The organism is Bacteroidia bacterium (assembly GCA_033391075.1).
Classification (GTDB): domain Bacteria; phylum Bacteroidota; class Bacteroidia; order J057; family J057; genus JAWPMV01.
The window spans coordinates 1,833,330-1,857,181 of the sequence record JAWPMV010000001.1 but is presented as its reverse complement, the minus strand read 5'-3'; the positions used below and the strand labels follow the sequence as shown (position 1 = coordinate 1,857,181).

The following is a 23,852-nucleotide window of genomic DNA, read 5'->3' as shown; positions in this document are numbered from 1 at the left end:
CATTCCTTTTGGCTATATTCGCGCTTTGAAAAAAGCGCATAAGACTAACGTATTCTGATACATGAATCCAAAGCAGCTGGCAGGAGAAAAATCAACTGAATTTATCCAATCCGGGATGAAAATAGGTCTGGGAACCGGATCTACCGCTTATTTTATGGTAAAAAAAGTGGGAGAGATGGTAAGAGGAGGGCTTGAGATCCTTGCTACAGCTACTTCAAAAGCGACAGAAGATCTGGCCAGGTCAGAAGGAATTCCTTTGGTCGGCCTTAAAGAACTGGACAAGCTGGATTTGACCATAGATGGAGCAGATGAATTTACGGATGACCTCCAATTGATCAAAGGAGGTGGAGGAGCCCTTTACAGAGAAAAAGTTGTGGCATCAATCTCCAAAGAGTTGATCATCATCACAGATCCCAGGAAATATGTAGAGAAATTGGGGGCTTTCACTTTGCCTGTGGAAGTAGTACCCTTTGGATCAGAAATAACCCAAAGGAGAATTGAAGCTTTGGGAGGGAAGGTGAACATCCGCAAAATCGAGGGTCAATTATTCAAAACAGATAATGGCAATTTGATATTCGATTGTGATTTTGGTCTGATAGATGACCCTAAAGTTTTGGACAAGCAACTAAAATTACTCTTAGGCGTAGTAGAAACAGGTCTATTTATAGACATGGCAACAAAAGTCATCATGGCACAGCCAGATGGCACCTTAAAAACGTGGGAAAAATCGTGATGCCAAATGGCGGAAATTGGAAGAGACATAGATAGAGCTGCGGTACTTTTGGCTTCGGGAAAAGTTGTGGCAATCCCGACAGAGACCGTATATGGACTCGCAGGTAATGCGTATGACGTACATGGGATCAGCCGAATTTTCGAAGTGAAAGATCGGCCCAGTTTTAATCCCCTTATCGTACATACCAATAGTCTGGATAAAATCAGGAATTTTGTAAAGGAAATTCCACAGGTTGCCATTGATTTGGCCGATGCTTTATGGCCAGGGCCCCTTACCTTGCTACTTCAAAGAAATGAGATCATTCCTGATCTTGTAACAGCCGGCAGCCCTCTGGTAGCTGTCCGCATCCCTAATCATCCGATGAGCCTGGAATTGCTTTCTGCTATAGAATTTCCCCTGGCAGCTCCCAGTGCAAATCCATTTGGCTATATAAGCCCCACCAATGCTAGACATGTACAAGAGCAATTGGGGGATAAAATACCCTATATCCTTGATGGAGGCCCCAGCGCAATCGGCATAGAATCTACCATCATTGGCTTTAATGAGTTAGGCCAAGCCGAGGTGTACAGATTTGGAGGAACTCCTATGGAAGATATAGAATCTATCGTCGGACCCTTGAATATGAAACTGGTAGCTAGCAGAAAGCCTCAAGCACCCGGTATGCTCAAAAGTCACTATGCGCCTAACACTCAATTGTTGCTTTGTGATATAGCCACTACCATCCCTCGAATAAACGCAAACAAAACCGGAGTCCTTTCTTTCAGCAAAATGTATGATGGAGTTCCGGCACAAAACCAAAGAACCCTTTCCATAACCGGAGATCTTCATGAAGCGGCCCATGAACTTTTTGCTACTATGCGTGAGCTAGACAATATGGGGCTTCAAATAATCCTGGCAGAAGAAGTGCCAGATACCGGTCTGGGAAAAGCGATCAATGATCGTCTGCGGAGAGCCGCTGAGACCAGAATCCTTTGATCTTGCAGAGAATCCTCCGGGGAGTTAGGTAAAACCATTCCTGATTGCTTTATTGCATCATATTAAGCACATACACAATTTCCCATGGACGTATTTTTCTACGAAGCATTTGAAGAAGAACAAGCTGCTCTAAAACACTACCTCCCCGATCATATCAAAGCCGGATTTACCTGGAAGACTATTCAGGAATATGGCGCTGATACTCCTCCCGCACCCATCATTAGTATTCGTACCCAATCCAGTATTCCTGCTGAATGGGCGGATAGTCTTGATGCGATTCTTTCTCGAAGTACTGGTTTTGACCATTTGAAAGCCTATATGAGATTGACTGGGAAAGAATTGGCATGTGGTCATCTTCCCCTTTATTGTCATAGAGCAGTGGCTGAGCAGGCTTTGCTGATGTGGTTGGCGCTGCAAAGGAAGTTTGTCCAACAAGTAGAGCAATTCAAAACTTTCCATAGAGATGGCATTACAGGTCAGGAGACAGAAGGAAAGACACTTTTGGTTGTTGGAGTAGGGAATATCGGAGGGCAAGTCGTGAATATAGGTCATGGTATGGGCATGAAGGTTCTTTGTGTGGATCTTGAAGTAAAATATCCCAATGAGACTTATGTAAAAGTTGAGGAAGGAATCAGCCAGGCAGATATCATTGTTTGTGCGATGGACCTACGCCAGGAAAATGAAGGCTACTTTACCTATGATCTCCTGAAAAAGGCGAAAAAAGGCACTCTTTTCATCAACATTTCAAGAGGAGAACTTTCTCCAAGTCCTGTTTTGTTGAAATTGATTGAAGAAGGACACCTAGGTGGTGTTGCACTGGATGCTTACTATGAAGAGAAAGCTCTGGGGGTTGCACTTCGAGAAGGAACTTCCAGCGATAATCCTGGTGTGCAGGCTACCCTCGAACTGACCAAGCATGGCAACGTAATCTGCACCCCTCACAATGCCTTTAATACGGAAGAAGGAGTTGAGAGAAAATCCGAGCAGAGTGTTCAACAGATCGAACATTTCCTGAAAACCAAAGAGTTTCTCTGGCCCGTGAAGTTATAGATTGTGACCTCCAGCTAAATTATTCATCAAATAATAAAATCGCTAAAGGAGATATATTTATTACGATGCACCGGTCTATTCGGCAGATAAATTGGACTAGTTAGGTAGTATTCTTGCCTTCTAAACCATAGAATTGGACGTCTGGCTCTAATAAGCAATATATTTGAACCAAAAGAAGTAAATTCTTCATGGCTGGCAAAGCAATCATTCCTGTACTGCAACTACTATTGGTCCTCCAACTATTTTCCTGTACGCAAAAAGCTTATGAGGAAAGTTTCCCATATTTTCAGGGAGAGATCGAGTATCAATATAGCTACGAAAGCGATATACTGGATAAGGATTCGCTATCAGCAGCAAAACCTCAGAAAGGGGTTTTCCGCTATGACCTCGACAATTACCAGAGTCGCTTCTTTTCTGCAGAAGATACCATTAGCTATTATTACCTAAGTGAAACAAATTCTGCTTTAAGTCAGACAAATTCACGATTTGAAGACAATTGTCTGGATTATGGAGTTCCAACAGACTCTATCATATATTTCAACATCTATGAAACAAATGAAGAGGTTATGCAGCATAGCTGCAAGGTCATAGAATACAAGTCCAAACAGATGTGGAATCAGTATATGGTAAGTAAAGAGATCAAGATATCTCCCAAGACCTATAAGGATCATATAGCGTACAATTGGCAATTCTATGGTTCAGAAGCAGATGGCGGTTTGATCCTGCGGATGGAACACAGATTCCCCTCTTATACCATGAAGGGGATAGCAACAAGAATCCGTATTTTTTATAAGTCAGAACAAGCCCTGGAGATCAGCGTCGACAAGATCAAAGACATGTGCAGACATTTTGTAGGAGGCTAAATCTGTTAAATTTTATTTAATTCCTCCTTCATTTTACAGAAAGGCACAACAGAAACGGCATGATCGCGTAAGGGTATGATAAGCAACACATACCGATCCATGCAGAAGGCCCTAAGCTATCTACTATTCCTGGTCCTGTTTTTATCATGCCAGGAAATAAAAAAAGAGACCACTTATCATTATACCATTGAACCCACTGAAGAGGATGGGATGCATGCTTTATCCGTATCTCTTGATCTTGAAGCCGATGAGCAAGGCATTGTTCGTCTAAACTTTCAGGACAATCGCTGGGGTGAAGACAGCCTGTACAGAACGCTAACAGGACTGGAAAGTTTTCCTCCTGCTCTCGAAATTGAAGCCAAGCCGGATAGCAATATGATCTTCATTCGGCATAAGCCCAATCAGAAGTTCACCTTTACCTATAAATCCATTCAGGATAAAGGGGGAATAATCATGAATCATCACACCTATCGCCCTATCATTCAGGAAACTTATTTTCACACCTTTGGTAATCGTCTTTTTATATACCCCTATGGAAGCTTTGATTTCGATTCATCAGAAGTAAATTTCATCTTCGATTGGAATGTACCTGAAGGATACCTCATTCACAATAGCTTTGGAACAGAAAAATGTCAGAGGCTACAACTTACCCAGGCAGAATTAGGTTCTTCCATTTTCGTAGGAGGAGACTTCCGGAGATACACCAGTGTAATCAATGGAAATGACATCCATTTTGTCACGCGAGGAGATTGGATACCCTTTGAAGAAGATAAGGTAAATGAAGTCCTCAATATTGCGATCCGTTCCCATAAAGATTTCTGGCAGGATTATACAGACAGTATGTTTTCCGTGACCATGATCCCTACAAATGAAAAAAGAGGCTACTCTCTGGGAGGTACAGGTTTGAGTCAATCCTTTGCTACTTTCGTCAGCAATAATAAATATGTAGAGTTCTGGAGGGTAAAGTATCTCTATTTCCACGAGCTACTTCACAACTGGATCGGACACAAGATTGAAAACCGGGATGAAGAATTGCAATACTGGTTTAGCGAAGGCTTTACAGACTATTATACCTATAAGCTGATGCTCCGAAATGGAGTTATTAGCCTAAAAGAATACATAAAACTCATGAATGAGGAAGTCCTGCGCCCCCATTATGGCTCGCCGGTCAGAGAAGCTAGAAATGATAGCATTACCTATGAAAAGTTCTGGTCAGATAGAAATTATGAGAAATTGCCATATAGGAGAGGAATGATCTATGCCTTTCATCTGGACAACCTCATGAAGCAAAACCATGAGGATAAAAGCCTGGATGATATCATGCGGGAAATCCTAGATAGATGCCATAGGCTTGATGATGCAAAATTTGATCATAATCTATTTAAAGATGTCCTGAATAAATACCTCGGTCCCAAGGCAATGGCATCTTTTGAAAAGTATATAGTGAGAGGGGAAATCCTGGACTTGAAGATCAGCATACCTAAAGGCTTAAAGCATAATACCAAAAGGGGCATTCCGATACTATCTATTTCAGATCCGGAAAAAATAGAAAAATTTCTCAGCCGTTGAGTATTTGCTGGAAAAAGGATTACCGTTATTCATCATTTTTAAATAGTTTGTCCACTCAATAAATAGTATGAGCTGGATAGAAGAAATACCTTACGAAGAAGCTAAGGGAGCCTTAAAAAAATTGTATGATCGGGTTAAAGGACCCAACAATAATATTGACAATGTATTGAGTGTACATAGCCTGCGTCCTCATAGTATGCTGGGACATATGACCTTGTACAAAAACGTCCTGCACAATAGCAATAATAGCCTTCCCAAATGGTATCTCGAAGCCCTGGGGGTCTATACGAGTTATTTGAATAGGTGCGATTATTGTGTCGCTCATCATTATATAGGCATGAAGCGCTTGATTGATGATGATCAACGGTCTTTGGAGATTATGCAAGCCGTCAAGAAAGATCAGATGGATATAGCCTTTTCGGCTAAAGATCTGGCTGGCATCCAATATGCCCGGATGTTGACACTTGCTCATTATGATATCAAAGAGGACCATATAAAGGCATTGAGGCAAGCGGGATTTTCTGATGGAGAAATTCTGGAAATAAACCAGGTTGTCAGCTACTTCAATTATGTCAATCGGATGGTAGTCGGTCTTGGGGTAAATACAGAAGGTGATATCATCGGTCTTTCCCCAAACAACAGCGACGATCCCAATAGTTGGGGACATAGCTAATCATAGAAAATATGACTTTTTTAATTCTATTTGGACCACCTGCTGTAGGAAAGATGTCTGTGGGAAAGGCTTTAGCGGAAAAAACTGGGCTTAAACTCTTTCATAACCACATGTCCATTGAATTGGTGCTAAACTTCTTTGACTTTGATGAAGGAGGTTTTGAGAATTTGAATAAAGGCATACGTGAAATGATTCTAAGGGAAATTGCGGAAAGTGATCTAAAAGGGGTAGTCTTCACCTTTGTATGGGCCCTGGACGATCCTTCAGATAAAGCCTACCTGGATGATTTTATTGAAATTTATGAACAAAAGGGAGCTGATGTGATTTATGTAGAGCTGGAGGCAGACCTTGATACGCGGCTTATTAGAAATCGGCATCCACTAAGGCTGGCTGAAAAAGCCTCCAAGAGAGATGTAGAAAGAAGCGAAATGGTATTGCTTAAACATGAAGAGCAGTATCGTTTCAATAGCCATGAAGGAGAGTTTGAAGGCAAAAAATATCTCAAAATCAACAATAATGACTTAAATCCCGAAGAAGCTGCAAAACAGATAGCGCAGCATTTCCAATTATAAATATGGTATTTTACGAGTACACCTATCACTTCAAACAGGATCTGAGCAAAGTATATGAATACTTTCTTCAGAAAGCCTATTTAATCCGTTTCTTCAAAGACAGTTCGGATGAGGTAGTACTCAATTCTGATGAAGACAATCCCTATTTGGAAGAAGGAGAAAAAATGGAACTCGTGATTGGAGACCGAGAATCTATCAGTTCCTATGAAATAGAAACCCTGGAAATACAAGAAGAGGTATTGATAGATCTTTCGATCAAGTTTACCGATATCGTAGATAAAAGTGATAGTAGCCTGGAAGATGATGCCGAGACTTTTATCTTCATGAAAAAGCATCTGGGTATTGACATCTTTTTTCGCCTGGAGTTTTATGATGATTTTGACAGGACAAGAGTCAGAGAAACGGCAGAATTACAGAATCATACCCTGGCCTGGTACGCCAAAGCCTTCTGGAAACTTATGGGTTGGTATTATATCTTCAAGCAAAGGAATATCCATCAGGAAGTGAAAGATGAAATAGAATTTACCTAAGGCTTCTCCCCTACTCCTGAACAATGACCATTTTCTGTTCCAGCCCCATGCTTTCATCCCCAAAAGAAAAGACATAAGTACCCGGACTTATGTCGGAGAGAGAGATAACTTCTTTCCTCTGAAATGGACTGGGTGCCAATTCGTAAACAGCTACCTTTTGGCCCATCAGGTTGAATACTTCTACTTTCAAAGGGTCCACACTTATGCTTGAATACTCTATATTCAGTTCATCTTTGGCAGGATTGGGATAAAGCTTTACACTAAAATTATCAGCTAGTCCCCCATTGAGAACAGGTGAACTTTGCCCACAGGGACTTCCTCCTTGTGCAAAATAAGCTTCCCAGTTTTCTACCACAGAATTGTCCAGGTAGGCTTTTATTAAAGACAAGGACGAACCTCCCCCATTTGCCTCAACCGGCCAGGGAGTACCAGAAGAATAAATCACTCGATCGATTATCTCCCCGGAAGGCATAGCTAGGCTCAGAATCTCTCCTTCATTGGCAAGTTCGCCAGCATCCCATTGCAAGACCTGGCAATCTATAGAAGCATATAAGCCTTTGTCTTTAGCCAAAATCAAAAATTCCTCTGAACCCAAGCGGGTATTTTCAGGAAAGGTGAATTCGATTCCTTCTTCAAAACGATAGCCTCCCAGGTCCAGTTCATTATCACCGGGATTGTGAATCTCCAGAAACTCATATTGTTGTCCTTCTTCTGGATTGTAATGAATCTCCGTAATACTGGGTTGCAGCGGGACAAAAACAGGAGTCAGGGTCTCATAGCCATCGGACATGAATTCTATCTCGGGATTGCTGTCGCCCGTTTCCTCCCATTTCAAAAAGACATAGCCGGGATTCGCCACAGCCTTAACTTTTAAGGGAATATCTACAAAGTACTGAGAAGAAAATTGTGGAGGAATTTCGGTTTCATTATCGTGGAGGAAGACCTTGCCTCCTTTATTATTTGTATGATTGAAGCGCAGGCTCCTCGCTCCGCTAAGTCCAAACTTAAATCGAGTATGGCTGAGCATAACAGATAGCCTTCTTCTGAAGAATTCTTTAAAAGTCTGGATATATCCTTGCCAGCTTTGTCTACTTCCTCCTGCAGGTTGTCCCCAGCCCCATTCCCAGTAGTTATTGGTCCAGCGGGCTTGATGACGATCTATTTCAGGCGAAATCATTGCCTGAATACTGTCTGTTATGTGATTTACCCTATCCGTGTTAAAAACCAATTCAGCATAAGTGGAGGTTCTTTGAACGAACTCATTCCTGAATTCTTCATTCTCCAACAACTTTCTCAACCAAAGGGTACTATGAGGGCCATTGGGCCACCAATCTCCATTGGTAGTTGTGGCAAAGTCCAGGGTATTGTGGGTAACGGTCGATTGGCTCCAGGCTGCAAATCCACTTGTGGCATCCAGATCGAACAGCATCCACCTCCATTTTGCTCCCGCTTTTCTTTCTCTCCAAACCCTGAGGTTATTCGCTGGCCAGTCATAATTTGCCAGATAAATCTGAACAATATGGTAATTCAGAAATTCATTGATATCTACCTGAGATTTTACAAATTCATAGTTTGCAGGAATGCTCAAGTCATTATTATCAATGTAATTTTGGATTTGCTCGAAGGCTACTCGATCTCCTTCATGTATCTCACCTCCCGCATAGGGATTTGAAATGATATCTAGATTATCGGGGTCAACATCATGGTGGGAAGCTATATAATCTTCATTGTATAATTCTCTCAAGCCATACAAACCCCAATACGTTCCATTTATATAAGCAATCACGGGCCTGTATGCCATGATATCCAGATCGATGGTTTTATACAGCATACTCTGTATGGCCCCATCTCTGAATCCCATTTGCTCAAAATCATTCCCACTATTCCTTACTTTTAAGCGATTGTATTCTTCAACATCCAATTGAGGGAAAACCGGATATTCTACCTTCCCATCTCCATATAGATTTTTTCGGAAATAAAAATTCAAGGGTTTCATTTTACTCCCTCTGGAGCAACCTCCTCCGATCTTAATTCCTGCATTTACTGAAAAGGCCTGGGTACCATTTGACTCATACATACTCAGCCTTATCGGTCGCTCCCAGGACCGGTTCCAGTTTCTGGGTTCGAAATTACAAAAGCCATCTATCCCATTTGTGCCCCTCACATAAATGCCTATTTCATTATCAAAGAGATTTTCAGGTTCGGTTTGTATATCGAGTACTGCAAGACTATGATTCTCATTGATAAAATAGGTTTCAGCTTTTGTTTCACCACCTGCAAATCCGGTTTTAAATGCTCGTGCGCGTAGCAAACGAGTTTCGGCTATATTGATCGTACCCGTATAAAGAATATCACCAGTTCCCGGTTCGCTTCCATCCAGGGTGTAATAGATATCTGTATCCGGATCACTGCTAGTCATGCTTACATCTACACTATTGGCATAAAACCCCCCATCCAGAGAAAAACTGACTTTTGCGGCCAGGTATTGGCCCTTTCCATTATTGCTTTCTTTAGGACTATATTCGGAGAACTTTATCCAACTTGCTCCTCCATCCGTTTCTCTTCCGTAAGAAACATTTTGCTCAAGCTCAGGGAAAGCAATTTGATCCAGGACAATTTCCTGATCATCCAAAACCTGCACAAGAATCAAGTCTTCTCCTTCTTTATCCAGCTTAAAAGGTCCATGATCATTTCCTTGTTCTGTTTCCCCATCCAGCCACAAAATTCCAAAGCCTCCGGAAGGAATTTCTATTGGCGCCAGGATTCGCCATTTCTGCAAATCAGCAGGATCATCGCTCAAATATAAACCTGCCAGGTTTTGGGATTCACTTCCGGCATTGTAGATCTCTACCCAATCTTCCGGTTCTCCCTGATCATCCAGTACACGGGTACTTGATGCCATCAGCTCATTGATATATAAATCATTGATGGGAGTATTGGGTAAGGGGATTTGCGCTTCAATGTGCAGTACAGGTGCAAAATCCGGATCTCGATTGTAGGATATTGCAGTTCGAGTTCCACTCCCTGTAATTCCCACTACAATTGAATTTCCTCCCTGCCATCCGGACCGATCGACGATTTCCTGAATGATATCCTTTAGGTCCGGGCTTCGCTGGGCAGCTCCTTGCTCAAATTCAGAATTCCAGGGAGAAATTTGCCAGACAACCGCAGCACCACTAAAATCCCGATTCGTCACATTCTGATTGATTTCCTCAAAAGCTGCTGCATTATCTATTTGTTCTGTCCGTAACTCTACCTGACAAAAAGAGGAGCTGCTTTCATCCACAGAGAACTGGATATACGCCCGATCAATTTGAACTCCTTGAGGTAGATTGATGTTATTGAAACGAAGACCCACTGTTTGTTCTCCACCATCGTTGACCAGTTCCAGGTCTGAGCTTGTAGAATAAATCTCTCCTGCCTGATTTTCTTCAACATCATCCAGAGGGTCTGAAATACTGCTTTGAATACTCACCGGAAAGGAATTTTCCTGAGCAAAAGTCAGACTAAATAATAGGGTAAAAAGGAGGAAAAAGCATGCGCTTTTTATACGCGGAATCCGAGACAATAACATACAGATTGGAGTAGTTCCGATTTTTTAGGTGCTTAAATATACATAAATCCTGAGCTTATTCTTGGGACAAAAAAGGATCTTGCTTAGGAAAATCTGCAATCCCTTCCGGCAGCAAATAGGAGTTTATTCTCAGGATTGAGTCGAAAAATTCCCCTTAACAGTGTTATATTTTATGTCATCATAAAAAATCATAGGCTTCCTTGCGCCAAGTACCGACGTTTTAAACATATAATCACACCTACAGCAAAGACTCATTATGAAAAAGATTCTACTTCTTTTACTTTCTCAGTTGATAATTAGCTTCTCGTTTAGCCAAACTGATCCGGCAGATTGCAATTGTTGTTCGGAAGCCCAAAAAGCCTTTGATTTCTGGATGGGAGACTGGGTGGTATATGATACCACGGGAAACAAGATTGGTGAAAACAAAATCTTGTCCATGCAAAATCACTGTGTACTGCAGGAGAATTGGACCTCTGCCAATAGTACAGGAACCAGCTACAATTATTACAATCAGCAGGACAATAGTTGGAATCAGCTATGGGTAGACAATAGAGGAAACCCTTTGGTTCTTAAAGGGAATTTCTCCGAAGGAAAAATGGTTATGCGAGATGCGCTTAGCAAGCAAAGCAATGGCCAGATGGCTTTCAACCAAATCAGCTGGGAACAACAAGCAGATGGTTCTGTCATACAGCTTTGGTTGGTCCTGGATGAAGAGGGAAAGCAATTACGTCAGCTATTCAAAGGAATCTATAAGAAAGCTTCCGACTAGATTACAATCTGGTATTCACGACATTATTAAACATAGATCCAAAGGTATAACTGATCCCCAGTCCAAGCCCAAGGTCAAAATTGGTGGCTAATTGTCTTTGCCGCAAGAGGATTTCTTCAACCGTAGCATCTCTTCTGGGCAATGACAATTGGTCATTGATCAGCTCGAATTCTGCTGAAACTCGTACCGACAAGCCCCGAAATACCCGGAAAGAAATATTCCCATCCATTTCGAGGCTTCTTTTGCTAAAATCATGCATAAAGCTAGAGGCCTCTATGGTAGACCAGACTCTTCCCCAATCCTGATTGAATCTGGCCGTTAATGCCAGGGTTTGTCTGAAAAGATGCTCCTGGTCTTTAATATAAATGGTTTCCTCAAGGTAATCATTGAAGACATAGCCCACTCGATAGGCAGCCGTTACCTCTTTTCTGATTACTTCTGAATAGGGGAAAAAACTGAATTCAATTGCCGGCATGATATAAGTCGAGAAATCTCTATTATCATAGGTATTGTGTGAGACTCCACTGAAGACGCCCATCGACCAATGGTTTGACAGGCTCTTGACCAAACTTCCATTGAAATAATTCAAATCTCTTCTACTAAAAATTTCCTGCTCATCAACAATGAATTTATTTCGCCGTTTACTTATCTCTCCATTTGTTCGTATCCGCAATTCTTCGGTTACTCTGTCGGCACGAAAGCCCAGCTGCCAGAAACTACGACTTTGAACACTTTGTTGATTTATATCGAAATCTCCATAAGCTCTAAAAATCCAGAAATTCCAGGGGTCTTTATCTTGATTGCTAGAAATTCTTTCCCCCGCTGGAGCTTTTACCTTTACACTTATTCCCTCTGACAAATCCGTTCGTAGCAAATATAGAAGGAGTCCTATTTCTATCCGCTTACGCATGGCTGATCGAATTTCATCTCTGGTAGCATTAGGTAAGATTTCCAAAATCTGTTTGTGATGGATATCATCAAATTCCCCAAAACCCTCAAATTCCATTTCATAAGTCCGTCCTCCACTGCCATTTGTTGTTCTCACGATGAAAATCTGGACATTTGCCAAACTCTGATCACGAACATGATCAACATAATTCAGTTCACTTCGCAAATAGGTTTTATCACATACGGAACAGTTCAGAAATACTTTCAAAGCAGAAGGATCCTGAGCTGATGCATCAGGGAGGAAAGTAATACAAAACAGGAAGAGAAAAAGGAAGGCTTTACAAGCTCTACTAAATAAGGGGTTCATAGCAATTTTTGAGTAAAGGTCAAATTTACCATAAGCCTAGACAAATCTATTAGACGAATGCTCATGAAAAGACTACATATTCGTTTTCCCTTGTTTTTAGGCTTCAAAAATTTCATTTTTTCTCATATACCACATACAATTTTTCTTGAGTGGAAAGTCATTAACGTTTCAAAAAGAATGAAGCTGAAGATGTATATAGGGAGGAGGTTTTCAATATTTAATCTCTTATCTCAAAAAAAAATTAAAAAAACCTGAACCTTTATTTGGCTTTAGAGTATTAGTATATATAAATTTAAACCGACTGGTCTAATTTATCATGGGATATAAACATAACAAAGAAGATATCGTCCTGGCAGGAAGCCAGCTTTTTCGGAAGCAAGGCTATCATAATGTGGGCATCAATGATATCCTCAAGTCATGCAAGATCCCCAAAGGTTCTTTTTACAATTTCTTTGAAAGCAAAGAAGATTTTGCTGTCCAGGTAATCGAGCAATACTCGCAGGACAGTATCAAGTATATAAGCTCTTTGCTGGGGAAAAAGTCTTCCTCTCCCCTAGCCCGCGTCAAAGGCATGTATAAACAGATGATTCAGGACAACATTTCTGAAGGCTGTAGCCAGGGATGTTTAATCGGGAATTTGTCAGTCGAATTGGGGGGAACACATGATCGCCTATCTGCTCATACAAATGAGAAGTTTATGGAGTTGGTCAATGTGATCGGCTCAGTGCTTGAAGAAGCTCAGAAAAAAGAAGAAATCAGCACAGACCAGGATCCTTATGAACTTGCAGAGTATCTACACAGTGGATTCTTTGGCGCACTAACAAGAATGAAAGTCAACAGAAACCCCGTTTATTTAAACAAATGGCTGAAATTGACCTTTGGTCTGATAAAAACTTAGTTTTTTTTGTCACACAAAATAAGTAAACCGGTCTAATTTAAAGAAGTGTTGGAGTTGATGTGTATTGAGGTCCTGGTTTTAAGCAAAAGCTATTAACTCCAACACCCTAAAACTCCCACACATAAACACCTTTAAAATTCAAAACTCATGAACATCAAGGTTTCAAGAAAGATTAATGCACCCAAAGATGAGCTCTGGGCATATTTGGCCGATTTCAACAACATCTACCGCTTTCATCCCCTGCTCAATGGATCTTCTTACATAGAAGGAGCGAGTTCTTGTCAAATGGGGACCACCCGTCAATGTGATTTTAAGGGCGGGACCTATATCAAGGAAAAAGTTACAGGACTGCAAGAGGGTTCACACTACACAGTAGATATATACGAAACCTCTATGCCTATCAAAAATGCCAGAGCTACTCTGGGAGTAAAAGAAATTTCAGCAAACGAGACGGAAGCTTTCATGGATATGAGCATGGTGCCAAAGTATGCCTTCCTCACACCTGTGATGTATCTCATGTTCCGCTTTTTCGCCGCCCCCAGCATTTTGCGGGGATTGGAAAAGCTCTGGGCAGCAGAGAAAAAGCTCAGTCTCGCCTAATTCATTATAGCTATCATTTTTAATTACAAAATTCAATGTCAAAACTAGCAGGAAAAACCGCTATCATCACAGGAGCCACCAGTGGCATGGGACTGGATACAGCAAAACTCTTTTTACAAGAAGGAGCAAAAGTAGTAATCACAGGTCGCTCGCAAGCAAAACTGGATGCACTCAAGGATCAGCTGGAGGGAGATTACCTTTTGGTAAAAGCTGATGCTTCCAGCCTGGTGGATAGTAAGGCCCTTATCGCTACCACGGTGGAGAAATATGGAAAAATCGACATTCTTTTTCTAAATGCCGGAGTTTTCAAAGCTTTACCAATCGGTTTGCTTTCAGAGGAAACATTTGATGAAATCTATAACATCAATGTCAAGGGGCCTTTGTTCACCGTAAATGAAGCCGTACCCTTCCTCAATGAAGGAGCTTCTATTCTCTTCAACACCTCTGCTTCCAATGTAAAAGGAATGCCCGGTGTTTCTATCTACGGTTCAAGTAAAGCTGCTTTGCGTTCGATCGTAAGAACACTTGCCACAGAACTCGCGGAGAAAAACATCCGCGTAAATGCCGTTAGTCCAGGCCCAATTGAAACGCCTTTATGGGGGAAAACCAATCTGAGTCAGGAAGAAATCAGTGGCTTTGCAGAAGGAGTCTCCGGCCAGGTTCCTTTGGGTCGATTCGGACAGGGAGTTGAAATTGCAAGAACCGCCCTGTTTCTCGTATCTGATGATGCTTCCTATATCACAGGTTCAGAGATTCCTGTAGATGGAGGAATGACGCAGGTCTAAGGGAGAGGTGTTGTGGTGTGGTGTGGTGTTTTAGTGTTGTGATTTAAGGCTAGAAAATGAATCAAACTTTCCAACTAAAACACTACAACACTTCCAAAATCCCCAAAAAAATAGTTTTAGGATTCTACATGCACAGCGAGGTACAGCATTGAGCTGTGCCTCCTTCTCTTATAAGGATACTGGCAGATCTTCAACATTTATCGAATAAGCCGGTTTACTTGTGAAAGAAGAATAAAGAGAGCATAAATTTCTTGACTATTTAGCTATACCTGACACAGTCTGTACTTTGGTACATAGTTTGATTTCTCAAGAACAAAGTTTTCACAAAACTCATAATTTACTCAAATTCAGAAAATTACGCTTAATGAATAAAGTCGCATACATCACGGGAGGCTCAAAAGGAATTGGCCTCGGAATCGCAAAATCACTCTTAGGAATCGGATATAAGGTTGCTATCACGGGAAGAAATCAATCAGCCCTGGATACAGCAGTTAATGAACTGAAGTCCGAAAATGTCCTGGCCATACAAGCTGATGTCCGGAATTTTGAGGAAGAAAAGGAAGCTGTTCAGCAAGTCCTGGCTACCTGGGGACGTATGGATCTCTGTGTAGCCAATGCAGGTCTTGGCATATTTACTTCCATAGAAGATATGACGGTGGATCAGTGGAAAGATGTGATTGATGTCAACCTTACTGGAGTGTTTCACAGTGTAAAAGCCAGCATACCTCCCCTCAAAGAATCTAAAGGTTACATTATCACCATTGCCAGCCTGGCAGGCACCAATTTTTTCAAATACGGCTCTGCCTACAATGCCAGTAAATTTGGATTGGTAGGATTTAGCCAGGCCATCATGCTGGATCTCCGTGAACATGGCATCAAGGTAAGCACCATTATGCCCGGTTCCGTTGCCACCAATTTTAATAACCACAATCCTTCTGATGCTGATGCCTGGAAAATTCAACCCGAAGACATCGGCAAACTGGTTGTTGATCTCCTGAATATGAATCCCCGAACCTTGCCTAGCAAGGTAGAAGTACGGCCGGCGATTCCTCCTGCGAAGTAATGAAGAAGTGTTGTAGTTTTGTAGTGTAGATGACTTAAACAAATTCTCTATCTTTAGAGAACTTCCTCATTACAACACTAAAACACTTCTACCCTTTTCCATGGACGAAATCCTCTCACAAATTCCTATACGCCAGAATCTGGTTTCCTTTATCATGGTATTAGGGATTGTGCAGGGATATCTTTTGTGTTCGGTCATTGCCCTCAGGAGCAGTAGGCAAAATTACTCAATCCGGATTTTGGGCTGGTTGACATTGTGTTTGAGTCTCCTTTCTACAGATGTCTATCTATGCTATTCAGGCTTGATAAAATATGTGCTATTTCTAAATGACAGCACAGAATTTATCGTCTTACTGCTAGGCCCACTCATCTATTTTTTTATTCGAAGTTTGCTTGAGCGTAAGGAGATTTCCTGGAAAAGAGATTGGCCGCATTTTGTTTTACCAGCCATTTATTTTCTGTTCCAATGGGCAGCTATGCTGCAGCCAGATGCCTTTAAACTCAATGCTTATGTTGGAAGCTATTATCCGGAACTCCCGCGATTGGAACTGGAGTATAGTGTTTTATGGAAATTCTTCTTCTTCCGGGACAATGATCGTTGGTTCAACCTCCTGAGTTTCGCCCTATATTTTATCCTTTCCACCCAACTCATCTACCGATACAGAAAGGAATTGGGAGCCAATTTTTCGAGCGAAAAAATTGGCAGTAAATACCTCATTACTCGAAACACTTTCTTATTTTTTGTATTAGCAGGTAGCCTGATCCTGACAGTTTATTTGAATTACGAAAATGATCTGGGGGACCACTTCATCATTATTCTGATATCCTTATCTATTTTCAGCAGTAGTTTCTTCATGCTTTCGGAGTCTCGACTATTTGAAAAGTCATGGATTGCAGAGAAATATGAAACCTCCGGCTTAAATACGGATCAGATTCAAATCCTGGAAAGGATTCGCCAATTTTTACAGGAAGACAAATATCACCTGCAAGAAGATGCCTCTTTATCTGGTTTGGCTCAGGCTTTAGGCTTAGCCCCAAATTACCTCAGTCAAAGTATCAACAGCCAATTGAAACAAAACTTCAATGAGTTTATCAATAGCCACCGAATAGAAGAAGCAAAAACCAGACTACTCGATCCTGCTTACCAACACCTAAGCATTGAAGGAATTGGAAATAGTGTAGGCTTCCGTTCAAAATCTGCCTTTTATACAGCCTTTAAGAAACATACAGGCGCTACTCCGGCAGCATTTGTTAAAGAAAAAGGCTAAATCCCACTCTTCCTGGTTCTGAATTGCAATTCAGAACTTCAAAACACTCGAAAAATTAGGCCTGAGCGCTTCTATCCTTCACTTTTGTGTCGTCCACCTAATACAACAAAAAATGACACAAAAAATTCGACGACACGATTTGGATAGCTTGAGAGTGCTGGTTTTTGCGCTCCTGATCTTCTACCATGTGGGGATGTTCTTTGTTCCCTGGGGCTGGCATATCAAAAACAATGTCATCTATGATTGGTTGACCTGGCCTATGTTATTTGTCAATCAATGGAGGTTACCCATTCTATTTGTGATCTCAGGTATGGGAACTCGATATGCCCTTTCCTTTCGTAGTGGAAAAACCTTCGCCTGGGAACGAATCAAAAGACTCTTCATTCCCCTGGCAGTCGGCATGATTCTCATCGTCCCTCCTCAGGTTTATATCGAACGCATCGCCAAGGCTCAGTTTTTGGGTTCTTATCTCGACTTCTTCCCTGCAGAAATATTTAAGGGGATTTACCCGGAAGGAAACTTTAGCTGGCATCATCTATGGTTTTTGCCCTACCTACTTATCTTTTCATTGATTCTCATTCCTGCTTTTTTGTATCTCCGAGATCTTCCAGAAAATCAATTCCTGAGTTTCATAAAAAGAACTGTCCAAAAACCCTGGGGCTTATTGCTGTTCATTGCACCTCTTTACCTGGCAGAAGCTTTTATTGAGCCCTTTTTCCCGGTTACTCATGCCCTGGTAGATGACTGGTTTACTTTTACTTCTTCCCTCTTTTTGTTTTTCTCAGGCTTTGTCCTCATCTCTCTGGGGGATACATTTTGGAAATCCGTGGATCAGATTAAGCGCAAAGCCCTATGGATGGGAATACTAACATTCGGAATCATGATCTTCTATTGGAATATCGAGGATAGTGTTCTCGTCCATTTCACAGAAGCATTTTTCAAAGTACTGAATATCTGGATGTGGATACTCGCTATTTTGGGATATGGAGCTAAATACCTCAATAAAAAAAGTTCTATACTCCGCTACGCTAATCAGGCAGTTTATCCCTTTTATATTTTGCATCAAACAGTTACTGTCGTTTTAGCTTATTATCTCATGAATCTCGATTGGGGATTGGGCGCTAAATTTTTCATACTGAGTCTGGGAACCTTTGGCATCAGCTTATTACTCTATGAGTTTTTGATTAGAAGGATACCTTTTATTGGACCATTATTCGGACTAAAAAGGGCTCAAAAGCCCGTGGCTCTAAAATCTAAAGACTTAGTGACAAGCAAGCTTTAGGGAGTGAAAAGGAAGTTTCATACAGTCTAGCTTGGGAGGATCGGAATAAAGGAACTACTTAAGTAGAAAATGCAAAAGATTCTGCTAAGCTTTATCCCGATCCTGCTCCTCTTCTCCTGCAATCAACAAAGACAAAGCCCTGAACAAGATTCGCCTCCTGATATTCACTTTGTCGCAGCAGAGGCAGACTTGGAGCCCCGCTTTGATCCCAAACAGCATATAGAAGAGTATGAAGCCTTGAGAAAACGAATAAGCAAAAGGAAATCCAGGCTAAACAAGCGAATTTCAGGAATTAGCCAAAGTGAAATTAAACAGCAGTTTTTTCATCAATTGGTAGACTCTATTTTTCCCTATTGGTATGGAACAGATTGGGATTTCAATGGCATTACAGAAACTCCCAGAACGGGGCAAATTGCCTGTGGTTATTTTGTATCAACTACACTGAAGCATATGGGGATAAAACTCAATCGCTATCGCCTGGCTCAAATGGCTGCCTATGATATCCTAAAACAATTGAGTAAACCCAAAAGTATTCGAAGATTTACCGACTTTGATAAAATGACTGAATACCTGGAAGAGAAGGAAGAAGATGAAGTTTACCTCCTGGGCCTTGACTACCATGTCGGTTTTGTTGTTCGGAAGGATCAGCGATTGTTCTTCATTCATTCCGACTATTTTTCTGATGAGGTACAAAAGGAATTGATGAGTAGATCCTATTCCGCCCGAAGTTCAGAAGCTTTTTATTTAGGAAATTTGACGGATAATCAGGACTTAATGCTAAGATGGTTGAAAGAAATAAACTGAGGGATTAAACTTTCTTGTAAATCTTCAGTCTAAGGAGTAAATACGCGTCGATGAAAAAGCTCCTGCTAATTTTCCTCTTGCTTCCTTTTTTTGCTTGTGAAGAAGGAAAGGAAATTCCTGATCCAGATCCTGAACCTCCTTCTCTAAATCCCGACTTATACTTTCCTCCTGTAAATAGTGAAGAATGGGAAACAATCAGTCCTGCAGAACTGGGATGGAAAGAGGAAGAGATTCCAAAGCTTTTACAATTACTTGAAGACAATGATAGTCGGGCTTTCCTATTACTGAAGGATGGCAAGATAGTCATTGAGGCTTATTTCGGAAGGAACTTGCTCAACACAGCTGATTTCGAGAAAAATACCCTTTGGTATTGGGCATCTGCAGGCAAAACCCTGACGGCATTTACGGTAGGCATGGCTCAGGAAGAAGGCTTACTGGACATTCAGGATAAGAGTTCTGATTATCTGGGAGAAGGCTGGACGAGTCTGAGTTCAGGTCAGGAGGCAGAGATTAAGATATGGAATCAGCTGACTATGACCAGTGGTCTGGATGATGGAGTCAGCAATAGCAACAGTTTCGAATCTCAGGATCTTATTTTCAAAAGCAGTGCGGGTAGCAGATGGGCCTATCACAATGCTCCTTATACTCTTTTGGATCAAGTGGTAGAATCAGCTGTAGGAGAAGACTTTGATAGCTATTTTGACAAAGTTCTTAAGAATAAAATCGGCATGGATGGAAACTGGTTATGGACGAATGGAAATCATGTATATTTCAGTTCAGCAAGATCCATGGCTCGCTTTGGTCTACTCATCCAGAATAAAGGCAGTTGGGAAGAGACTCCGATAATGACAGATAACACCTATTTTCTGGAAATGACGACTCCCTCTCAGGAAATCAATCCCAGTTATGGCTATTTGTGGTGGTTAAATGGGAAAGGGAGTTTCATGCTTCCCCAAAGCCAGCAAGTATTCAATGGAAACCTTCATCCGGGGGCACCTGCGGACATGATTTCTGCGATCGGAAAAAATAGCCAATACCTTAGCATTGTTCCTTCTGAAGGTCTGGTGCTGGTAAGGCTGGGAGGCAATCCCGAGAATGCCCTGGTTCCTTTATTATTCCAGGAAGAGATATGGGAGCAATTGAATAACATAATTTTTTAGCCTCAGGCGAAGGAATTAACAGGATTCATCGTCTATTCAGCTGGCAGAAGATAAAAGACTTGTCTTGTAAGAAAACAAATTCCTTTTTTCAGTAGAAAAAAAATGTTTTACTTTCTGCCCAAATGGGGGATTTCCGCATAGAAATTGTCTCCCATATACTAAATTGTTCCGGTATTCCTCAATTCATTTATGCGGAGAGGAACGAATAAGCTAATGAATGTTTGACGCGATTTTCTCCCAAAACAGTTCAGAACAAGCTACTTCTACAAGCATCATCATTGCGGTAGTCTGTTCCTTTTTCCTTTCGTCTCTGATCGTCCTGACCTACGAATATACCCATAGGAACAAAGGGAAATCAGCCAATTTCATGATTGCGATGGCCCTGATTTCTATAGTAGCGGCTACTGTCATGCAAGCCGTGGGAGATTCGCTGGCGCGAGGCCTCGGTATGTTGGGAGCCCTCGCAATTATCCGATTCAGGACCAATCTAGACAATCCTGTAAGTATCACTTATATGTTTGCCTCCCTGGCTGTGGGTATATCCTGCGGCGTTTTTGGTTTTACCATTGCTTTCGCAGGCACCTTTACCTTTTGTCTGGCTGCCATCTTACTTCACATTTCTCCCTTTTGGGGGACAGAGCAATTCAGGGGAAATCTCCGCATCAATCTGGACCTGAAAGACTCCAGTGAAGAAGAAGTAGAGAAATTGTTACAGCAATTTTGCAAACGCTTCAAGATTGATCAGTTTCGGATCAATTCAAGCGAGCAACAATCACAGGCTGAGGAGGATGACGAAAATATTCCCCTTTTAAATCCTGTCAGTCTCATCATCAATCACAACAAGGAAATTACCTATCATATCTGGATGAGAGATCAGCAAGAGGCTCCTAAATTAATGGAAATGATTTATGCCTTACCAGGTATAAAAAACGCCCGTTTAAGATTTTCCATTCCTAATCCTGAACTATAATGAAATACTTCAATCTATATTATGTAGTTGCTTTTGTGATGGGAATAGGGATTTTCATCTTCAACCATTTCATGACCAGCGAGACAGTATTTTTCTTTGGCTTTGCAGAGAATAAGGAAACGGAAATAAATTTCAATTATCCGGTCGTTGTGGATGAAATCATGGTGATCCCGGGCCAGGAGGTGGAAATAGGAACTCCTTTGCTCAAGCTAAAGCGGGTAAAACCCAAAGAGCGCATGGAGGATCATGATTTCCAAATTGAAGAACTCTCTGCCAAAGCCCGTCAGTGGCAAAGAGAGAAAATGGGTGAGCAGGCATTATTGGAAAGCAAACGAAAACTCAAAGTCCTGGAGTTTGAAACAGAGCTCAATAAGTTGGAAGAGGAACGTAGATTTAAAGAAGGCTTATACAAAGACCTAAAAAGCATTGATAGTAGCAATTTGACCTATACTCCAATCTCTGACAAAATCGAATCTCTGGAAAAGCAAAAACAATTGAGTCTTAAAAATATTGATCTGGAGATCAAAAATATCCAGGAAGAAATAAAGCTGGGCATGAATCCTTTCCAGGTTGAAATTCGACGATTGGAAGCCGAGCATGTATTTGAGCAGAATAATAAAGTAGTTGAGGTTGAACTAAAGGCTCCCGCTAAGGGAGTGATTGGGAATATTTATTGCAAAAGAGCCGAACATATTCCTTCATTCAAGACCTTGATGATTTTTTACGAACCCAATCCTACGCAGGTCAAGGGCTATATACACGAAGATCAAATTCTGGAAGTAGGATTAGCGGATTCCCTGATCATCCGCTCGACCAAGGATGAAGATATCTATTGCAAAGGTAGAGTAAATGGATTGGGATCCCGGATAGTTGAAATCCCGGAAAGACTCCGAAAAATCCCGGACCTGAAAACCTATGGCAGGGAAATTTTGGTAAGCATTCCCTCAAATAACAATTTCCTCCAAAAAGAAAAAGTAGGCTTAGAAATCATTGAATAAGCGGCCATTAACAATAAGCAGATGTTTTTTTCTACACAAGAATTCTCCGGGCGAAGTATAATCCTGGGGGTTCTGCTCCTATTCACTTCCCTGCAAATAGCCAGCGCTCAGGATGAGCCTTCGCTAAAGGATTGGCTTATTCAAAAAGAAAGCATCATTTCAAGCGCCTTTGAACAAAGCCTGCTGGAAGGTAAGTTTAAGCCATCCTGGTTTGAAAAGTTGGAACTCCGAACTGAAACTGATGAATTTAGTTTACCTCGCCAGGAATACCTCTTCAGAATTACCCCTGCTACCCCTGCAATCCGGAGCGCTCAAAAGAGAATCATTCAGCTCAATCAGGCGGATGCCAATTTCTATCAACAGGAATTGCAAGAGGAGATTGCAAACCTGGTTTTAGATGAGCTTGTAGATATCCAGCAGCTAAAGAGAAAAACCGAACTTCAAGAAGAGCTCAAACTCATCCTGGAAGACCAGCAAACCCTGGCACGCAGACTCCTTCAGGATCCTGACTACAATCCGCGTAAACTCATGGATATTGAAGATGATTTATTCAAACTCAATCTTAGAATCTTTGAAGATGAGAAAAATCTGGAGCGTCTGAGCGGAGGCCTCGCTCTTCCTCAATTGAATGAACTTATCCTGATCAAGGAGATCGGCAAATCTGTATCCTTACTAATCGACCAAAAATCTTCCTATCTGAAAGATGAACAAAGCCAACTGGAACAAGAGATCATAGATGCTGAAATACAGCTCGAAAAAGCAGAAAAAAATCGCATCATAGATTTCTTACAAGTCCGATATCAAGGACCCAGGGAAGATTTGTTGGAGGAGAGACTTTCCATTGGCCTCGGAATAGAAATTCCCAGTTCGGGCTCTCGCAAAACAAAAATCCGGGAACTCAATATTGAGAAATGGAAAAGTGAGCAGGAGGCAAAAAGCAAGCGTCAACTTCTCGTTCTGGAAATTGAGAAGAATGCTGCCGAACTCCTCGAAAAAATCAGCACCTGGGAATTTTCAAACCAATTGCTCGAGGAAAATGTAGCAAATTTTCAAAAACTGGAGGAAAACAGCCCGGAACCAGAGTGGAAAAATCCAGAACTTTTGCTCTTCCGAAAAGCCCAGTTGGTGGATAGGAAACTGGATATGCTTGAGATGGAGGAAAGTATCTATGAAGCCTATATTGATCTCCTCCAAAAAATAGGACTGACTCGGACGGATGCCTATATGGATTATTTGCTCAACTAGTTTAGGTAAAATAGGCCCCACATATCATTCTTGTTTTATATATTAATTCCATTTAGGAATAATACCCAAGTTGTAACAATTGTGTTAGTCTTGGTGCTGATAAAATTGGAATTTAAACATTTCAGAAATTTCCCTCCCCACTAATAGTTGCTTCTCCTAAAGGAATAGTTTTCCGCTATCTCCTGCTATCAATTTGTATACAAATAAAATTGATTAC

Annotated in this window: 22 protein-coding genes; 20 read left to right on the top strand and 2 right to left on the bottom strand. The window is 41.3% G+C overall.

The features are described from left to right. Positions 1-61 precede the first annotated feature (61 nt). The 8 genes from rpiA (at position 62) to R8P61_07375 (ending at position 6,965) form a co-directional block, all read left to right on the top strand. Positions 62-733: a ribose-5-phosphate isomerase RpiA gene (gene rpiA / locus R8P61_07410; GenBank protein MDW3646871.1), complete on the top strand. Its 672-nt coding sequence runs from the start codon at positions 62-64 to the stop codon at positions 731-733. A gap of 6 nt (positions 734-739) precedes the next feature. After that, entirely contained in the window at positions 740-1,708 is a 969-nt protein-coding gene (locus R8P61_07405) for an L-threonylcarbamoyladenylate synthase (GenBank protein MDW3646870.1), read from the top strand. Between the two features lie 84 nt (positions 1,709-1,792). Continuing rightward, entirely contained in the window at positions 1,793-2,758 is a 966-nt protein-coding gene (locus R8P61_07400; protein ID MDW3646869.1) for an NAD(P)-dependent oxidoreductase, read from the top strand. Positions 2,759-2,946: 188 nt separating this feature from the next. After that, a complete protein-coding gene (locus R8P61_07395) occupies positions 2,947-3,621 on the top strand; it encodes a hypothetical protein (GenBank protein MDW3646868.1) in 675 nt (224 codons plus the stop codon). Between the two features lie 99 nt (positions 3,622-3,720). Continuing rightward, positions 3,721-5,190, top strand: coding sequence for a hypothetical protein (locus tag R8P61_07390; protein MDW3646867.1), 1,470 nt, complete (start codon positions 3,721-3,723; stop codon positions 5,188-5,190). Between the two features lie 67 nt (positions 5,191-5,257). Further along, a complete protein-coding gene (locus R8P61_07385) occupies positions 5,258-5,863 on the top strand; it encodes a peroxidase-related enzyme (protein ID MDW3646866.1) in 606 nt (201 codons plus the stop codon). An 11-nt stretch (positions 5,864-5,874) separates the two neighbouring features. Then, positions 5,875-6,435: an AAA family ATPase gene (locus tag R8P61_07380; GenBank protein ID MDW3646865.1), complete on the top strand. Its 561-nt coding sequence runs from the start codon at positions 5,875-5,877 to the stop codon at positions 6,433-6,435. Positions 6,436-6,437: 2 nt separating this feature from the next. Beyond that, entirely contained in the window at positions 6,438-6,965 is a 528-nt protein-coding gene (locus R8P61_07375; GenBank protein MDW3646864.1) for a hypothetical protein, read from the top strand. 10 nt (positions 6,966-6,975) lie between these two features. Here R8P61_07375 and R8P61_07370 read toward each other — a convergent pair whose 3' ends face one another. After that, positions 6,976-10,539 carry a CotH kinase family protein gene (locus tag R8P61_07370; GenBank protein ID MDW3646863.1) on the bottom strand — a complete coding sequence of 1,188 codons (3,564 nt, stop codon included), beginning with the start codon at positions 10,537-10,539 and terminating at the stop codon, positions 6,976-6,978. A gap of 256 nt (positions 10,540-10,795) precedes the next feature. Between R8P61_07370 and R8P61_07365 the strand changes: the two genes are divergently transcribed. Further along, complete coding sequence (locus tag R8P61_07365; GenBank protein ID MDW3646862.1) at positions 10,796-11,308, top strand: hypothetical protein; 513 nt, start codon at positions 10,796-10,798, stop codon at positions 11,306-11,308. A gap of 1 nt (position 11,309) precedes the next feature. On the opposite strand, the gene R8P61_07360 is transcribed toward R8P61_07365, so the two are convergent. Further along, entirely contained in the window at positions 11,310-12,563 is a 1,254-nt protein-coding gene (locus tag R8P61_07360; GenBank protein MDW3646861.1) for a hypothetical protein, read from the bottom strand. Positions 12,564-12,879: 316 nt separating this feature from the next. On the opposite strand from R8P61_07360, the gene R8P61_07355 reads away from it, so the two are divergent. The 11 genes from R8P61_07355 (at position 12,880) to R8P61_07305 (ending at position 23,635) form a co-directional block, all read left to right on the top strand. Continuing rightward, positions 12,880-13,461, top strand: a complete 582-nt coding sequence (locus R8P61_07355; GenBank protein ID MDW3646860.1) for a TetR family transcriptional regulator C-terminal domain-containing protein — start codon at positions 12,880-12,882, stop codon at positions 13,459-13,461. Positions 13,462-13,608: 147 nt separating this feature from the next. Further along, positions 13,609-14,061: an SRPBCC family protein gene (locus tag R8P61_07350; protein ID MDW3646859.1), complete on the top strand. Its 453-nt coding sequence runs from the start codon at positions 13,609-13,611 to the stop codon at positions 14,059-14,061. Positions 14,062-14,096: 35 nt separating this feature from the next. Beyond that, entirely contained in the window at positions 14,097-14,846 is a 750-nt protein-coding gene (locus R8P61_07345) for a glucose 1-dehydrogenase (GenBank protein ID MDW3646858.1), read from the top strand. A 364-nt stretch (positions 14,847-15,210) separates the two neighbouring features. Then, the gene (locus tag R8P61_07340) at positions 15,211-15,909 is read left to right on the top strand and encodes an SDR family oxidoreductase (protein ID MDW3646857.1); all 699 of its coding nucleotides are present in this window, start codon (positions 15,211-15,213) and stop codon (positions 15,907-15,909) included. Positions 15,910-16,009: 100 nt separating this feature from the next. Then, the gene (locus tag R8P61_07335) at positions 16,010-17,176 is read left to right on the top strand and encodes a helix-turn-helix domain-containing protein (protein ID MDW3646856.1); all 1,167 of its coding nucleotides are present in this window, start codon (positions 16,010-16,012) and stop codon (positions 17,174-17,176) included. 112 nt (positions 17,177-17,288) lie between these two features. After that, positions 17,289-18,458, top strand: a complete 1,170-nt coding sequence (locus tag R8P61_07330) for an acyltransferase family protein (GenBank protein MDW3646855.1) — start codon at positions 17,289-17,291, stop codon at positions 18,456-18,458. 69 nt (positions 18,459-18,527) lie between these two features. Further along, entirely contained in the window at positions 18,528-19,262 is a 735-nt protein-coding gene (locus R8P61_07325) for a hypothetical protein (GenBank protein MDW3646854.1), read from the top strand. Positions 19,263-19,312: 50 nt separating this feature from the next. Then, a complete protein-coding gene (locus R8P61_07320; GenBank protein ID MDW3646853.1) occupies positions 19,313-20,422 on the top strand; it encodes a serine hydrolase in 1,110 nt (369 codons plus the stop codon). 217 nt (positions 20,423-20,639) lie between these two features. Then, entirely contained in the window at positions 20,640-21,392 is a 753-nt protein-coding gene (locus R8P61_07315) for a DUF4956 domain-containing protein (GenBank protein ID MDW3646852.1), read from the top strand. Further along, positions 21,392-22,390 (top strand): hypothetical protein, encoded by a 999-nt coding sequence (locus R8P61_07310; protein MDW3646851.1) that lies wholly within the window; start codon positions 21,392-21,394, stop codon positions 22,388-22,390. Before R8P61_07315 ends, R8P61_07310 begins: the two co-directional genes overlap by 1 nt. Before the next feature lie 21 nt (positions 22,391-22,411). Continuing rightward, positions 22,412-23,635: a hypothetical protein gene (locus R8P61_07305; GenBank protein ID MDW3646850.1), complete on the top strand. Its 1,224-nt coding sequence runs from the start codon at positions 22,412-22,414 to the stop codon at positions 23,633-23,635. Positions 23,636-23,852: the final 217 nt, after the last annotated feature.